The 17,175-nt window shown below is 44.7% G+C and carries 10 protein-coding genes, 2 tRNA genes and 1 pseudogene; 9 read left to right on the top strand and 4 right to left on the bottom strand.

Annotated features, from left to right (window positions below; all coding sequences use genetic code 11):
• Positions 1-12: 12 nt before the first annotated feature.
• The 5 genes from nadC to FCL46_RS18925 all read left to right on the top strand — a co-directional run bounded on the left by nadC (position 13) and on the right by FCL46_RS18925 (position 5,931).
• The gene (nadC, locus tag FCL46_RS18945; RefSeq protein ID WP_136805694.1) at positions 13-849 is read left to right on the top strand and encodes a carboxylating nicotinate-nucleotide diphosphorylase; all 837 of its coding nucleotides are present in this window, start codon (positions 13-15) and stop codon (positions 847-849) included.
• Between the two features lie 212 nt (positions 850-1,061).
• The gene (locus FCL46_RS18940; protein ID WP_136805693.1) at positions 1,062-1,844 is read left to right on the top strand and encodes a hypothetical protein; all 783 of its coding nucleotides are present in this window, start codon (positions 1,062-1,064) and stop codon (positions 1,842-1,844) included.
• 95 nt (positions 1,845-1,939) lie between these two features.
• Positions 1,940-2,015 (top strand) — tRNA-Phe (locus FCL46_RS18935).
• Positions 2,016-2,676: 661 nt separating this feature from the next.
• Positions 2,677-5,397, top strand: coding sequence for an ATP-binding protein (locus FCL46_RS18930; protein ID WP_136805692.1), 2,721 nt, complete (start codon positions 2,677-2,679; stop codon positions 5,395-5,397).
• A gap of 458 nt (positions 5,398-5,855) precedes the next feature.
• Positions 5,856-5,931: transfer RNA gene (locus tag FCL46_RS18925), tRNA-Phe, on the top strand.
• A gap of 360 nt (positions 5,932-6,291) precedes the next feature.
• Here the strand turns inward: FCL46_RS18925 and FCL46_RS18920 are convergent.
• The 3 genes and pseudogenes from FCL46_RS18920 to FCL46_RS28915 form a co-directional block, all read right to left on the bottom strand.
• Positions 6,292-7,590 (bottom strand): alginate export family protein, encoded by a 1,299-nt coding sequence (locus FCL46_RS18920; RefSeq protein ID WP_136805691.1) that lies wholly within the window; start codon positions 7,588-7,590, stop codon positions 6,292-6,294.
• Positions 7,591-8,839: 1,249 nt separating this feature from the next.
• On the bottom strand, positions 8,840-9,931 hold the full coding sequence (locus FCL46_RS18915) for a hypothetical protein (RefSeq protein WP_176371614.1): 1,092 nt from the start codon (positions 9,929-9,931) through the stop codon (positions 8,840-8,842).
• A gap of 235 nt (positions 9,932-10,166) precedes the next feature.
• Positions 10,167-10,301: pseudogene (locus FCL46_RS28915) on the bottom strand (IS30 family transposase); the annotation flags it as partial.
• Between the two features lie 1,170 nt (positions 10,302-11,471).
• Between FCL46_RS28915 and FCL46_RS18910 the strand changes: the two are divergent.
• From FCL46_RS18910 to FCL46_RS18895, 4 genes are read left to right on the top strand one after another with little or no spacing between them, the layout of a single operon-like run.
• Positions 11,472-11,645 carry a diguanylate cyclase gene (locus FCL46_RS18910; protein WP_136805689.1) on the top strand — a complete coding sequence of 58 codons (174 nt, stop codon included), beginning with the start codon at positions 11,472-11,474 and terminating at the stop codon, positions 11,643-11,645.
• A gap of 59 nt (positions 11,646-11,704) precedes the next feature.
• The gene (locus tag FCL46_RS18905) at positions 11,705-12,481 is read left to right on the top strand and encodes a substrate-binding periplasmic protein (RefSeq protein WP_136805688.1); all 777 of its coding nucleotides are present in this window, start codon (positions 11,705-11,707) and stop codon (positions 12,479-12,481) included.
• A 9-nt stretch (positions 12,482-12,490) separates the two neighbouring features.
• Entirely contained in the window at positions 12,491-16,045 is a 3,555-nt protein-coding gene (locus tag FCL46_RS18900) for a PAS domain S-box protein (RefSeq protein WP_136805687.1), read from the top strand.
• A 55-nt stretch (positions 16,046-16,100) separates the two neighbouring features.
• Positions 16,101-16,523, top strand: a complete 423-nt coding sequence (locus tag FCL46_RS18895; RefSeq protein ID WP_136805686.1) for a universal stress protein — start codon at positions 16,101-16,103, stop codon at positions 16,521-16,523.
• Between the two features lie 93 nt (positions 16,524-16,616).
• Here FCL46_RS18895 and FCL46_RS18890 read toward each other — a convergent pair whose 3' ends face one another.
• Positions 16,617-17,087: an Lrp/AsnC family transcriptional regulator gene (locus tag FCL46_RS18890; RefSeq protein ID WP_136805685.1), complete on the bottom strand. Its 471-nt coding sequence runs from the start codon at positions 17,085-17,087 to the stop codon at positions 16,617-16,619.
• Positions 17,088-17,175: the final 88 nt, after the last annotated feature.

The raw sequence follows: 17,175 nt of genomic DNA, 5'->3' as shown, positions 1-17,175 counted from the left end.
TAGAGGGAAGAAATGGATAAAAACCTTTTACACGATCAGATAAGAGACTTTCTGCGTGAAGATATCGGCAGAGGTGATCTGACAAGCGAGTCGATTTTCAGCAACACCCAGATGGGCAGTGCCCGTCTGGTGGCACGTGAACCTTTTATTGTAGCGGGTGTTTCAACCGTTGCCGCTGAGGTCTTTAAGGTACAGAACCCGGAAATTGTCCTATCTGAAATGGTTGATGAAGGGAGCCGGGTGCAGGTGGGTGATGTGTTAATGGCTGTATCCGGTCCTGTTGTCGATTTGCTGAAAGCAGAACGGGTCGCACTCAATCTTGCTCAGCGGATGTCCGGTATCGCCAGCTTTACCTCCATGTTTGTCGAAGCTGTTGGTGACGCTAACGTGCGGGTTACCGATACACGCAAGACGACTCCGGGTTTGAGAATATTTGAGAAATACGCTGTTCAGGTGGGTGGAGGGGCAAATCATCGTTTCAACCTCACCGACGGTGTGCTGATTAAAGATAATCATATCGCTGCTTGCGGCTCAATACGTGAGGCTGTTAAGAGAGTGCGAGCGAAAATACCGCACACTATCAAAATTGAGGTTGAGACTGATACTCTTCTACAGGTAGATGAATGCATCGCTTGCGGTGTAGATATTATTATGCTCGATAATATGTCCTGTGATACGATAACTCAAGCTGTACAAACGATAGCGGGTCGTGCTCTGGTTGAGGCATCAGGAGGAGTTAACCTCAATACGGTAGCCGAAATAGCACGCTGTGGCGTTGATATTATTTCTATTGGGGCATTGACCCATTCCGCCCCTTCATGTGACATCGGAATGGACTGGTTGCTGTAATAGTTGTGATTCATTGCAAATTCGCTCTATCTATCTGAGAATATTACTTGATTATTTCCGGAAAAGTGTGCGATAGTAGAAAAAATCCTATTGTCAGGAGTTTGTGCCCGGTAGGAAATTACTACACGCCTATATGGTGGTAATAGAAGAGGGAAGATCTCATGCGTTGTCCAAAATGTGGTTATATATCGTTTGATCATCTGGAAAATTGTTTGAAATGCAAAAAGGATATTGCAGACGTATCAAACAATCTACACGGATCAGTCTATAATGTTGGTGCCCCCAGCTTTCTGGTATTCAACAGGGAACCGGATGATTCAGAAGCCGATGACATGTTTGATGCTGACGTTGTTGATGACGCCTTTGACGAAGACCAGATCAGCGATCCCGATCTGGACATTCTCCTTGACGATGCTGGAACTGACGATAGCCCGGATATCGATCTCGATCTTAACGATGAGCCGACTGATATTGAACTGAATCTCGGCGACGATGATGACGATGATATTGATATCAGCTTGTCCGATGATGATGATGGTGAGATATCTTTCAACTTTGACAGTGATGATGACAGTGATGAGTTGCCAGGTATAGGAAATATTCCGGGAGGGAGTCATTCAGATGATAAAGAACGGCCTGCTCCGCCGATAGAAATGCCTGATGAGCTTAATGACATATCTGATCTTGAAGCGCCATCATTAGAAGAAGTCAAGGATGAGGCAGACGCAACTGGTGATGATTTTGACCTTGATCTTGACTTTGATCTCGACCTTGGTGACGATGATCTGGAGCCATCAGCGCCGTCAGTTGCCAAAGTCAAAGAAGCACCGGTTGAAACAGGTGGGATGGACGACCTTTCTCTGGAAGATCTCTCTCTGGATTTTGAAGAGGATACCCCGGCACCCAAGAAAAAACCTGCTTCCAGTGATATAGATATTGATGACGAAATGAACTTCGATCTTGATCTTGGAGACCTTGGTCTCGACGATAAATAATATTTTAAGGAAACTGAGAAAAGGGGCAAAAAGCTGTTGACACCCTCTCTGATTCTGTGTAAAAAAACCTCTCTTCACACCGTGCTAAACACGGTGCCGGGATAGCTCAGTCGGTAGAGCAACGGACTGAAAATCCGTGTGTCCCTGGTTCGATTCCTGGTCCCGGCACCATTTAGATATAAGCCCTGATAGCGTAATTGCTGTCAGGGCTTTTTTTTTTGCTTTCTGGTCGGTCATTGTTGTAGTTCATCGTATATCTATTCCTTTTTTTCATCATGTTCCCATGACAAACGATTGGGTTTGAGGCGTGAAGATGTTCAAGGGCGCGCCAGCTTTTATAGGCTTCAACCCCCAGGATAAGAGATAGCATGTACATTGGTGTGTATCGACTTGAGTGCGAAATGTAATCATAAGTATGAGAATCTATACCTTATTATCTCATTTTTTAGCTGTCAGAGTGAGACTGTAGGTGAATAGGGAGGAAGCGTATTCAGCCAAATAAAGCTCAGATATCCAGTTTTAAGAAATCTGTTGATTCAGCAAGTGGCTGAGTTCATCTCGACCAGTGTTATAAACTCATCAATCCTTTCACCTCACTCCTTCCATGTAAATTTTCCAGGCTGGGGTAGGTGGTTATTGGAATTGTCTATATACTTCAGGTACTTGATGGTGAGGCGGGAGTGTGTCTGTATTTATGCTCACCGCCTTGTTGTGGAACTGGATATTTCAATGTTTTCATTGAGCAAATATTAGTCCGGATTGACATCGGTTCTGTTGCCTGCTACGATTTTGGTAATCTTCAATTTACCATCCCCTCAACTCAGAAAATGGTATGAACCTGCCTTCTCTAGGGATTCGTAAACAAATCCTGATTATTATCCTCATCATTCTGATACCCGTTTTCTGTCACCTCTGGTACTCGGGATATATGCTTCGTCAACAGGCAATGGCGTATGTTGAATTGCAGGTGGAGCATGGAATCCGTTTATTCTCTGAAAGGCAGGAACGATTCATTGAGGAAACGAGGCAGACCCTCTCTGTAATGGCACATCTCCCTGGTGTTCAGGATATGAAAGGTGATGCCTGCAATGCTTCTCTGAAGAACATGCATGCCGAGAGGCCAAATTATTCCACGATGGTCGTTGTTAACCCTGAGGGTGTTATCGAGTGCTGCTCCCTTCCGTTGAAGGCCCCCCTTAATGTGGCAGATCGCGGATGGTATAAACGCATTCTTCAGACTGAGGACTTTGTCGTTGGAGACTTTATAATCAGCAGAACATCGGGAAAGGCATCCCTGCCATTTGCTTATCCTGTGAAAGCTGCCGATGGTAATTTACGGTATATCATTGGGGCGGCATTGAATCTTGGGGCGTACGACAGGTTATTCGCGGAGCTGTCGTTGCCTGAGGGGGCGCATATTCTTATAGCCGACAGGCAGGGCGCTATTCTTTACAACTCTTCACCACAACACAATCTCATAGGTAAGCATATTTCATCCTTTCGCAGTCTGGCAATCCCTGAAAATGAGCAGGAGGGCAGAATCCAGCGAAGGCCGGAGCATGCCGGTAACACTTACTGGTTGCACAAGGTCACTGTGGGTCACGAGAACAACGATGTTTTCGTGTTTGTCGGTATACCCCGTCATATCATATTTTCTCGGGTGAACAATACTATGTTTGTGTATGTTTCTGTTCTCGCGGGAATTATCATAATAACTGGTTATCTCTGCTGGTATTATGGCGGTCGCTATATAGCTGATCCTCTGCAGGCGCTGGTCAGGAAGACAGTACATGTGGCGGCCGGGGAGCTTGATTATGACGAAGATCTTCCAAGTTATTCCAAAGAAGTAACAATTCTTGCTTCTGCTTTTAATGAAATGACCAAACAGCTCGCACAGCGGGAAAGTGACAGAATTTTTGCCGAGCAGGCCTTACGGGAGAGTGAGCAACGATATCGTTCTCTTTTTGAACACAATCCACTCTCGTTATGGGAGCAGGATTTCTCGGCAATCAGGAAGCATCTGAACACGCTTCAAGCGGATGGAGTGAGTGATCTCCGCGAATATTTTCGTGAGCATCCTGAAGAGATCGGCTATTCCCTGAGTCTGGTAAAGGCACTTCATGTCAACCAGGCCAGTGTTGATCTGTATAATGCTGCAAGCAAAGAAGAGCTTCTCCTTTCTTTAGATAAGCTTGTACCGGAAAAGTGCCAGCATCTGATGCTCGAAGAGCTTGTCTCCATTGCCGAAGGGCGTCCTTTTACGGTCGAAGTTGAAAACTGTACTCTTGACGGGAAAATTTTTCCTGTTTTGGTACATTCCTCGCTCCCTTATGGTTATGAGGAAAGTTGGAGTAAGGTATTTATTTCCGTACTTGATCTCAGCGAAAGATATGAGATGGAAAGAAAACAGAGAGAGCTTCAGCAGCAGCTTGTTGTCGCACAAAAACTTGAGACTGTTGGCACCCTTGCTGGTGGGATCGCACATGATTTCAATAACATACTTTCTCCAATAATTGGTTATGCGGAAATAATCTTAAGTGACCAGTCGCTTGACTCAGTGACACATTCGCATTTGAGTAGAATTCTGATGGCTGCTCATAGAGCTAAGGAGATGGTGCACCAGATTTTGGCTTTCAGTCGTCGCCGAGAGAGTTCCAAAGAAGCTGTCGATCTCAGTAATCTTGCCAGGGAAGCTTTAGATCTGCTCCGTTCCTCTATTCCTTCAACTATAGAAATTCGAGACAAGATAGAATCGAACCTTTCTCCGGTATATGCTGATGCGGGGAGAATTCATCAAGTTATAATGAACCTCTGCACCAATAGTTACCAGGCCATGAAAAGCAGCGGAGGAATCATTACAGTTGGTGTTCAGCAAGCTGGAATTGTTCGTGATGGAGTACCGGTCCGTCGTATACCGCATTTACTCCTTTTTGTTGAAGATACAGGGCAGGGGATATCTGAAGAAATCGTATCGAAAATATTTGAGCCATTTTTTACGACAAAACCTGCCGGAGAAGGCTCTGGTATGGGGTTGTCTGTTGTGCATGGAATAATCAAGGAGCATGAAGGCGAAATCGAGTTGACGAGTACTCCAGGGATTGGCACACGTTTTACAATATATTTACCGTGTACGGATAAAGATCAGCAGACTTTACCCGAAGAAGATTACATTGATCTTCCTCGGGGGAATGAACATATCCTGGTTGTTGATGATGAAGAACAGTTGTCAGAAATGATCCGCATTATGTTGCAGGGTCTTGGGTATACGGTAAGTGTGTTTACTGATCCTCTGGATGGTTTGGCTGCCTTCCGGGACGATCCGATGGCTTTCAACCTGCTTTTAACAGATCAGACAATGCCAACAATGACTGGAATTCAGCTGACTCAGGAATTTTTGTCTATCAGGAGTGATTTTCCAATCATCCTTTATACAGGGTTTAGTGAAACTGTTACTTTGGAAGATGCCCTAAAACAGGGCGTAAAGAAATTTCTTTACAAGCCGGTAAGCTCAAACCAGCTGGCAGTTGCCATCCGTTCGAGTCTCGATGAATAGCGTCAGGATGTGGATACGTTGAGGGTGAACTCGGCTGGTTGTTTAACCCGCATGTTACTAGTGTCCTGTCATGCCTCAGATGTCTAATGCTGTTTGCCCTTTTCACTTCCTGACTTCATTACTCCTTCAGTTACATAGCGCTGCTATGCTCCATCAGTCATGCCTTGCAGGAAGAGAAAAAGCTTCACATTATTACGACATCTGACACATGACATGACAATAGGCATTCTGGTATGAACATTTTTCACGAAGATAAACTGGTTGAGCATAATGCACTAAAGATGAACATTCAAGACGTGTATGTGCTGTAAGGCGCCAGTATTAAACGGGGTGTTTGTGTCAGTTCGCTCGAAAAAATATTGTTTTTCAGTATTCTTTTTTTGAGCTTTTTATCAAAGCTGTTGACACCCTTTTCGATTCTGTGTAAATAAGCCTCTCCAAAACGCGCTAGACGCGGTGCCGGGATAGCTCAGTCGGTAGAGCAACGGACTGAAAATCCGTGTGTCCCTGGTTCGATTCCTGGTCCCGGCACCATTTAGATATAAGCCCTTACAGTATTTTTCTGTAAGGGCTTTTTTTTGTTCTGGTTTCTCTCTGGTCTTTTTGAAGACATTTCCCAAGTTACTGCAGTTTTCGTAAATTAGGATACATGGGTATGAAGCTTATGTATAATTCCATTAGGTATAACAACTCTCATCACCATTGACAGTGATATACATATGAGATTCGTTCATATGTTGACTCATAAATGTGTCTTATCTGCTCTGTCTATACTGTTGATGTTACATGTGAAGACCAATCGACATTGGCCTGTCGAGCGGATCGCTTATTGAAATATGTCAACTGCACCCGGTCAGTCTCTGGGGCTTGGCTACGGCCCGTAGGGCTTTACATCTAGTAGGCCACGGTAAACTGGAGCCAGAATTTCTCGGTATCTGTTTTATATTCGTCGGCATTGTAGTTTGCATAGGCTGCCTGGAGTGTATAGTGGCTGCCGAACTTCTTTGTCAGCATCATATCGAATTCCGTTCCATACTTGCTGTCCCCTTTGTCGGATTGGAGATCATGATAGATCAGATCCACTTTGATTCCGGCAATGATGCTACTCAGGCTGGCGTAGATGTCGTTCAACCCTTCAGGGGGCACGGTCAGAAACTGGTCGGCCCAGCCGTTAAAGACATGATTGGTTCCCAGAGGCGTCTTGAACGATACCCCATTGTCCGAACCCAAGACTTCGTAGCCGATCTTGCCAGTGATATCAGTTACGAGGGAGTTACTTTTAGGGACCGTGATGCCGCCGATTAGGTGGTAGTAATTGGTGGTGTAATCTTCAGGATTGTCACTGTAGTCTGATTGGCTTGCGTATTCTGCTGTGTACAGGAGTTTGAGTGAATTTTCAGCCACCATGGTTTGGCCGTTAAAACGCAGGCCGAAAGTCTGGGTAGAGAAGGCATATGGAAAGGGACCCGAGTTATCAGGATCGTCGTAGTCGAGCCAGTAGCCGTATCCGGTAAGGGAACCAATACCCTTGAAGGTGTATTTCAGGTTAAGCAGTGGAGACTGCATGCGGACGTCTGCACTTATTATATTGCGAACATTCCAGATAAAACTAGCGTCTGCGGCGAAATTCCCGATAGATGTGTTGAAGATGTTCACCGCGTCAAAGGTTTGCTCCATCTGCCGCCAGCCTACCGCGCCAACAAAGCGCTGGTTGTCCAGGAGAAGCCGCTGGCGGCCGGCCTTGACCATGGAGTCCGGAATGGATTCATAGGAGAGCCACCCCTGGTTGATTTCACCCTCGGATGGATCGGCAATCACCGCGTATTCCGTCTTGTCGTTCGTAGTATCATTGTAATCATCGGCAAACACAGGAGTATTACCCTCAAACTCGGCAAATGCCTGGAATCCTGAAAATTTCGGTGTTAAGTATCCAAGACGCAAACGGATGGGATCAGCGCTTGTGGATTTGAGACCCTTTTGGTCAACATATTCATAGCGATAGCGCAGGTTGAAGGTTATCTGTCCCCAGTCGCCCTTGAGGGTTTCCTCAATTTTATCCTTGTCTGCGACGTTCTCGGTAGAGGCATAGCTTGCTCCTGTCAAAATTGCTATCGTTCCTCCAATAAAAAGTAAACAACCTAAGCTGCGCTTTATCTTTGAGTTTCCAGAAAGATCATATCTTTTCATCATCATTACTCCGTGTTTGAATTGTTGGATTCAGCAAAAGACTTAGGTTGATTGGCTTATGTATTTGTAGGTTATATGTAGCCCTCTGGTAAATTACAGAAAAAGATTCTGTGAAATACTGAAGAAACAGCGTTGAAGTCCGTATCAGCACTATCTTGAAAACAGCTGAAGTCACCTGTGGCTAGTGTCATGTCATGCCTCAGGTGTCTAATTCTACTCGATAGGAATTTTGGTTAAAATCGAGACGTTTTTAAAAAATAAGCACAGCCATATAGATGATATTGAGAGCATTGTTTTTTTGAAAATTCCGAAGAGTTTGGGCAGATAGCGTAGACTTCGAAAGGCCCTTGTTGGACAGCCTCCTGGGTGCAACGCGCAAAGAGCTGACAGTCGAGTATTACCTGATTATCAGGGCAGGGCTGGAAATTTGCAACCTCCAGCCATCAAAAATGGAGGAGCAGAGCAATCTCACGAGGATATCTTTGTGGGCTGTGAGGTAGTATTGGGATTTTCTTTTAGTAAATCAGAACCCTTGTCAGGTTTTTCGTGCGATGCCGAAAATTCATTGCTATACAGAGTATGTTTTTCATAGATCTCCGTAATCATAGATCAACCGATCTACAGAGATACTGTTTTGGGGAGATCGGCTGCATTGATCTCTTGGTTGGCCTACTAAGAGATCAATATAAAGTGAGAGCTGCACTTAATGGTGAAATAGCATTGACGATATAGCTCGCTCGCCTTTACCATCCGATCTGATTCTTCCCGACATTGTTATGCCGGGTATGGATGGCCTTGAAGTGTGTGAGGATGATATGGAAATAGGAGGTGAAGCTTACCTGCAGAAACCTATTGAACCGGAAAGTTTATTTTCAATATTAGAAATCACTCTCCCGCAAAGAAAATCTACTATAAACCCTGAGATGTAAATTGTCTTTGTTGTTGAAGATACTCCGGAGAACATTGATATCCTGCTGACACTGTCTATGTATTGGAAGAAAAATCAATATTTACATTATTCTTCCAATTAGCAAAGATCATCCATAGCATTGTCGGTTTTTAGGAAGAATCAGGCATTTTAACTTGTTCCTGAAAGGTTTTGCTCAATTCTGGTGATTTTTTCTTCATTACAGCCATGAACTCTTCCAACATATTGATAGTCGGACCCTTCCGCTGTTGTAGCAAATAGCTTGAGCCATTATGGGGTAGCCAGTGCAGCATGAGGTTTATCACTGTAGTTATTCGCTACGATGTATTACGGCCCTCCTAACGGAAGAGTGAGTAATGGGGCCTGGGATCGGTCGGAACCGACGAGGGATAACCGATATATCTCAGAGAGCACTAGAAATGTTGATTTAGATGTGAGATCAGTTTCATCAATATAAAACCAGTATCCGCGATATTGCACAGCGAGACTTGCCTGTGGTCTAGATGGTGAGGCTTGAACGTTGAAGACCTGATTAATGTTGTCGTTATCAGGTCCAGGGAATGGCCAGGTGCTGAAAGTGAGATTCCTGTCAATGTGCGATTGTGGAGGGGTTACCCCTTGGGTAAGGTAGACGATGGCACCTAATACGGAGCGTGTGCGCAAATAAATATTATTATAACTTGAGGAGTGGAGCTGGCGCTTGCTACCGGCACGCAGTTCGATTGGCTCATCGTCAGTCTTTGTAACCCTCAATTGCTTTAGTATATGCCGCCCTTCCGGAGCAGTGGTTCGCAAGAACATAATCGGTTGAGGGTTGGGCTGAGAGAGCCTGAGGTAAAGGCCATCTTCATCAGGTATGAAGGTGTAGCCAGCCTTCGCAGCGGAGATGAGATCTGATGCTTTGAGGAGGCTTTTTTCAATTGGTGCGGATATCGGTTTCTGGTTTTCAGTGAAAGCGATGAGTAGCTTATGCTTTTTCTGCAAATCGCCAAGAGTGTCCGCGATTTTGTAAAAACTCGCGATATCCCCGTGCGACTCGTTGACGACGCCATTGATTTCTTTGACCAGCAACTGCATCAAAATCTTGATGGGCCAGTCCGACGCGGCGAGGTAAGCCAGGGTGTCGATCTTTATAGGTTCAACAAGACGTTTGGCGAATTGTGTTCCGCGTTGCGGGCTAAAAGAAAATGTAGGTCGATCGGAATAGTTCAGTTCTGGGATGACTAACGTGGAATCAGAATCTTTGATGGTTAATTCTGCCCCCAACGATACATTATATGAGGCCTGGGCGCTGATGGAGTTGATAGCGAGAAACTCTATGGTATCGAGGTAACGTAATCGAACAATGTTTAACAACAATTCCTCATCGGCTGTTGCCCTTACTCGGTCATTGTAGTTTAGATATACGCCCTGCAGCATTTGAGGGCCAGCAGAACAGCCAGAAACGAACAGGAGTAACATGCATGAGGCTAGGATATAGTAATAAACAGTATCAGGTTTCATAGGTTTCTCTTGCTTGATAAAAAGAATGATGCTGATTTTTCAATGGCCTTCCGTCTTAGCCCACAGGATAGGGCTCCTCTGGTGCAATTCAGCACGACGGGCAATTGTCTCCCTCGAAAATGGTGTTATTTCTTTTGCAGTGATGCTGGATTCAAGTAATAAGCGCAACATACCTACCGATAAAAGCTTCCAGAGGTGTTAAACCTTCTACGACTTTTCTTGGTGTTAAATTTAATAGCAAAATATTGCTCTCAATTTCTTTATCTGTGAGGGTGGCCATATCTCGGCAATTGTCGATGAAGCGTCCCTCCTTGCAGTTTATCCTCTTCTGTTCGTTTTATCAGTCCGTTTATAGGCTTTTTTTTCTTTTATCGGCTTTTGCTGATTTGATCCTCAAGTGTCAAGCTTGTGGCATGTCTGACAGATTATGGTCGTGTTGTATAAAAAATCCTTCTTCCTTGTACATGCTTTTCCCAAGCTGTTCGTTTCGAGATAGTGAGGCTGCTGAACTGATCCCGGCAGAATCAGATATCAGCAGCGCGTGCATACATACTGTTTTGTTTTTCCGTGTGAAGCCCCGTGAAGGAAGAGGCAACTCCTTAGGTAAATTGCCGTGTCGAAAGACCGGACAGAGATATTCAACGTGCTCCTGTGTTCTTTGCTGAGTACCGTCATTGCTACTGTCACAATCTTCACTGCAGGCTCCATCATTGCCACCATTGCTGCCGCCCCTGTTATACCTCCACCGGCTAAGAGTATTGTGTAGTCTGTCGTGAATTCCAAGCTGGTCAGATCATCGCTTCCAGGGGTTGGACCGTTTGTATAGATTGTTCAAGCACCTGGTCCCTGACTCTCATTTGTTTCATCACCATAACCTTAGCTTTTACCGGTAGTATCGACTGGTCTTTGTCCGTTGCAGGCTACGTGTGCCTTGCCATGAAAAGGAGTGACGCTGCTGCTGTCAGGTATGCGTATCGATTTATCGATTTAAATGATTCCCGGTAGTATCGACTGTACATTCCCTCTTCAATTCAACTGTATTTTGAGGGAATCCAGGAAAAGAATTTCAACCTGTTCTCAGGGAGGTTGGGCCGGAGATAGTTGAAAGGGACAGTGGCTTACACGTGGAGAGGGTTCATTTCCCTTATCGGGAGAAAAATCTACTATTTGGTACAGCAAATAAAATGCCTGTGATAGGATTAAGCAGATGTGTAGTCATATTAATAGAAAAGTAACAACCTTAATACGACTAGATATACGTATGGGCAAGAAAGGAATATGCCTTGAATCATTTTTCACGCGCAGAAACAAACGTAAGATCCTGCGTATATTTTTACCTCTCGTTATACGCTGCCGTTGTTGATCGGGGGTAGTTGTTGTGTGGTGTAGAATTTGCAATTGTGCTAACGGAAACAGACAGTAAAGGTGCTGCCCAACGTGCTGAGCGTTTGCGGGTATGAGTGCACAACTTGAAGTTAGGGTTGATGAATATCCGATTCATTTTACGGTAAGCGTTTGTAGCAGCACATGGCAGGAAGACGACGCTGGTATTGACTCAATTCTAAAGCTAGCAGGTCAGGCACTTTATATGGCTAAGAAAAGTGGTCGAACCACGGTGGAAATTATCTGAGAGCGGGGATATACATAGAGCATGTCATCATGCTGGTAAAACTATAATCAAGGTGTATTATGAACAGGTTTTGCTTGGCTTTCATTACCCTTCTTGTTGCTAATCTATTTTTTTCAATACCATCGGCTGTTTCTGGCGATGACTCTCCACGATTCAAAGTTGCTATTGCGCATTGGCCGCCCTGGAAAATGGTTGCCGTGAGCGGTTTCGAAGGTATTGATATCGATATACTGGCTGAAGTCGGCAGGCGTGCGAATGTGAACTGGGAGTATATTGAGTGCCCTTGGCGGCGATGCCTTGAGATGCTGAAAACAGGGGCAGTTGATATTATCACATCAATTGGCAAGACTGAGGAGCGTGAGGCGTATCTGGAGTATCTGGGACCATACTATAACAAAGAAAAGATAGTGTTTTACAGGTTGAAGGGAAGTGATGTGCAGGTCTCGAAATATAACGATATTTACGACCACACTATCGGTTTAGTAAAGGGGTCTGTGTATTTTGAACAATTTGACAACGACTGGAAGGTACAAAGGGAAGCGGTTACAAGCGACTTCCAGCATTTGCAGATGTTGCTGGCAAAGCGGGTTGATCTTGTAATCTCCTACGAAACGATCATGGCATACTCCATTGCAAATCTGGGCTGGCAGGACAAAGTGGAAAAAGTTGATTTCAGCCATGATGGAATTCCGTCATATTTTGCAATTTCAAAATATTCTCCATTGTTGAACTACAGTAATACATTGGCTGATACCATTCAGGAGATGGTTGAGAGTGGTACGGTCGAGGAGATTAAACAGCAGTTCATGAAGAGTATTCCTGCTTCTTCGAAGTAAAGAGGTTGTATGCAGAAGAAAAGCTCATTAAAGGGTAACCGCTTATACAAACTGCTGATGATTCGCCTGATTGCGGTCGTTACCCTTACCATGCTTATCTCCTCAGGTGGGCTGATCTGGTATATGACCAGATCATTAGAGCAGGGGTTGAACGAGCAGATGGAGCGACTTGTCTCTTTTTATGAAGGAGTACTTTCGACTGCACTCTGGCAGTATAACAACTCTTATGTTGATGATTTTGTCGATTTTATACTGCTTGCAGAAGATGTGGTTCTGGTTCGGGTCGAATCTGAGAATGGAATAATTGGTGAGAAATCACGTAATGGAGCTGCTCAGCTTGGGAGCTTGGCTTCAATAGACGAGGCTCAGTATCTGGTTCAAGAGAGAGAGATTTTCCACAAAAGCACTCAGGTTGGAAAAGTCACTATTGTTATTTCGAAAAAGCGTGAAAACAGGCAATTTGTAGTGAGTATGGTGATTGCCATATTGCTCCTTCTACTCATTATTTCAGTTATATCATCCACCATATTTTTTAGTATCAGAAAACATTTTTTCATTCCGTTACATCAACTTGAAGATGCGGCACAACAGGTAGCCAAGGGGGATCTGGATACGCCCATCGTGGTGCAAAGTGATGATGAGATTGGCCAGTTAGCAAAAACTTTGCGTTATATGATGAGTACGTTGAAAGCAATAACCACATCTCGGGATGACCTCAATGCCGAGATTGAGGCACGAATTTCAGTAGAGCAGGCTCTTCTTGAAAGAGAACGTCAACTCGCCAGCCTGATGGGTAACCTTCCGGGAATGGTTTACAGGTGTAAAAATACCCCTGACTGGACGATGCTGTTTGTCAGCGACGGTTGCAAACAACTCACTGGTTACGAGAGTGATGACCTGCTGGGTAATAAAAAAATATCATTTGGTGACCTGATCCATCCTGACGATAGGGACCAGGTCTGGAACTGTGTGCAGAATGGAATTGAGCAGAAGAAAACGTTTAAGATGACCTACCGTATCAACACTGCCCAAAATGAAGAGAAATGGGTATTTGAACAGGGAATGGGAGTGTATTCTGAGAGTGGTGAGCTTATCATGCTCGAAGGGTTTCTTCAGGATATAACTGAGCAGAAAAGGGCTGAAGAAAGGCTGCAATTAACCACGTTCAGTGTTGATAATTCGTCTGAAGATGCATTCTGGCTGCAACCAGATGGGCGTTTCATTTCTGTAAATACAACTGCGTGCAAAAGCCTGGGTTATACTGAGGAGGAACTCTTGTCCATGGGAGTATATGATATCTCCACAAACATAACCAGGGAGTTATGGCAGCAGAGATGGAATATGCTGAAAAATCAGGGAAGATCGCTTTTTGAGACGTATCACCAGACTAAAGACGGTGTTATCTTTCCTGTTGAGATTAGTACGAGCTATCTGAATTATAACGGGCGCGAATATATCTGTGCTTTCGCACGAGATCTTACCGAACGTCGAAAATCTGAAGAAGTGCTTAAAGCAAGTGAGAGTCGTTTCAGGGCTCTTTTTGAACAGGCTGCGGTAGGGGTGGCATTGTTGGAGCCTCTAACGGGTAAGGTTGTCAGGGTTAACCAGAAGTGTGCTGATATCTTGAAATACAGTCGCGAAGAAATGGAAACGCTTGGTTATCAGGATCTTTCTGTCGCTGAAGATTATGCACACGATACTGCGAGAATGCAGCAGCTTGTCTCAGGAGAGCTGCATGAGTATTCAACTGAGAAGCGATTACTCACTAAGAATGGTGAGGCTGTCTGGGTACATCTCACCATTTCACCAATGTGGGTTACCGGAGATGAACCTGATTATCATATCGTTGTGGTGGAAGATATCACAACTCGTCGAAAGGCTGATGATACCCTGCGGCGTCAGCAACGTGCAATCACGCTGAGTAGTCGGGTTGCAAATGTCTTTTTGAGATCATCAAAAGAGGAAATGTATGATGGTGTGTTAACAATTATACTTGCAGAGTTATCAAGTCAGTTTGGCTTCTTCGGATTTGTTGATGATAGCGGTAATCTCGTATGTCCTTCGATGACTAGAGATGTCTGGGGAAATCATTTGATGGATGATGATAACGTTGTCTTTCCACGAGAATCCTGGGCAGGGATCTGGGGTGATTCTCTCATTAACTGTAAGACGTGTATCGAAAATGGATCTTTAAAGCTTCCCGAGGGGCATGTTGTGCTTGATAACGCAATGGCTGTACCGATTATTCATCGGGACAATTTGATCGGACAAATTGTTGTAGCCAACAAATCAGATGGCTATTCAGCGGAAGATCAGGAGTTGCTTGAGAACTGTGCAGCACAGACCGCTCCGGTGCTGGCTGCTCATCGTGAGGAAATACGCCAGAAAAGAGAACGTGATAAACTCGAAGAACAGTATCTGCAGGCACAAAAACTCGAGTCAATTGGGCGGCTTGCCGGTGGCGTGGCGCATGACCTGAATAATATGCTCTCACCGATTCTTGGTTTTGGCGAAATGCTGATGGAAGAGACCGAGAAAACAGACGATCGTTATGAGATGATGGAGGAAATTGTTAATGCTGGTACACGGGCACGGGATATGGTGCGTCAACTTCTTGCTTTTAGTCGCAGGCAAACCCTTGAATTCAAAATTATTGATCTCAATGACCTGTTGATAAACTTTGAAAAACTCCTGGCACGAACTATTACCGAAAATGTCATTATAAACCTCGATCTTGCACCTGATCTGCCGAGGGTGGTTGGCGATATTGGTCAGCTTGAACAGGTGGTCATGAATCTGGCTGTAAATGCCCAGCATGCCATGGCCGCAACGGGTGGCACGATGACGATATCATCCAGCAGCCAGCAAATCGATGAAGATCAGATTATTGATCAGGAAGACTTCAAGCCCGGCTTGTACGTGATACTCCGTATACATGATACCGGAGAAGGGATTTCCAGTGATGTGGTGGAACATATCTTTGAACCGTTTTTCACCACCAAGGCGATGGATGAAGGATCCGGTCTTGGACTTGCCACAGCATATGGGATTATCAAGCAGCATGGCGGTGGGATTGATGTTGAGAGTGAGCAGGGGAAAGGGACAACGTTTACGATCTATCTTCCAGCCGGTAATGAGCCTGTGGAAACGGATGGTGAACGTACTGGAATGACAGTTGGGGCAGAAGGACATGAAACGATTCTTGTGGTCGAAGATAATCCGATGGTGAGCAACCTGGTAATGTCAATATTGAGGCGAAAAGGTTATCAACCCCTGTTTGCCGAGAACGGGAAGGAGGCACTGGACCTTCTTGAAAATTACGAGGGCAATGTTGACATGCTCCTGACCGATATCGTTATGCCGCAGATGGATGGCAAGGAGTTGTCTGAGTTGGTCAAAGTGAAATATCCCGATATTAAAATACTTTATATGTCGGGATACACAAATCAGGTGATATTGCGTCATGGGGTAATGGCAGAGGACTTCAACTTTATACAAAAACCATTTTTAATAAATGATCTTACCAATAAAATACGGAACGTTCTCGACGGTCAGTACGAATAACTGATTGTGCTGCAATTGCCTGATCGTTTCGGCAGATCGAAAGCGGGGAGGTAACATGCAAAAGCGAAGATTTTTGGCAGCTGTTGATGGTTCTGAGTATTCGTTGAGAGTGCTTGAGAAGGCAATCGAATTTGCCCGTATACTTGATGCCGAGATAATACTTGTCTATTGCCATAAAAAGTTTCCTAAACTCCTTGGGCGACCATATCGGGATCAGGTGATTTCAGATATTATGGATAATACGCAGGAGGTCACTGCGCCATTTGTGGAAACGTTGACGAAGAGTGGTGTCAATTATCTGGAGCGATTCATGGAAGGGCCTGCCGGCACAATGATTCCGATAGTGGCGGAGCATGAGCATTGTGAGATGATCATTATGGGTTCCCGTGGTCTGTCGAACATTGAAGGATTAATCATTGGCAGTACAACGCATAAGGTGCTGCATACGGCAAAATGCCCGGTGCTGGTTGTTAAATAATTGTCGATGCCGACTTAGCCCGCATTTCTCAATTTCTTTTTGATTCCCCCTGGAAGTGAGGGGCGAGGTGCTACTCCTTACCCCTCACTTCATTCAACTATCGTTTGCCACGCCCCAATCATATTCACGTTTGAGGTAATTCAGGATGAGGGAGGTTTCTGCGCTCAATACTCCGTCAATTTTGTAAATCTGTTCAAATATTAGCGAATTTAAAGCTTCGATTGAAGGGGCGACAAATTCTGCATGGATATCAGATTCGCCTGTTGTCTGCACCACAAACCATACCGGTTTGATATCCTGAAGTGCCTCAATTACCAAATCAATCTTTTTTATGTCGGTGCTTATCTTCAATATCCCCACGGCCTCATATCCAAGCTTAAGCGGGTTGCTGACAGCAACTATTTGAATATAATCCTCGTTGATAAGTCGGTTTAACCGATTTCGGACAGTTGCCTCCGAGATGCCGAGCTTCTTGCCTATGAAGGTGTTTGAGAGTCTTCCATCTTTTTGAAGTAATTCAATTATTTGCCGATCAGTATTGTCTATTCTGTCTTTCTTGCTCATGAGGTCACATCAGTTTGGTATTTTGTATTTTTGTATATGAGGGTTAGCCTGGATTGTGCGTGTTGACAAACACCGTAATGCAAGAAGT

Origin of the sequence: Desulfosediminicola flagellatus, assembly GCF_005116655.2 — a bacterium.
Classification (GTDB): Bacteria; Desulfobacterota; Desulfobulbia; order Desulfobulbales; family Desulfocapsaceae; genus Desulfopila; species Desulfopila flagellata.
Note: the sequence above shows the minus strand (reverse complement) of the source record. Positions and strands in the feature narration are given on the sequence as shown.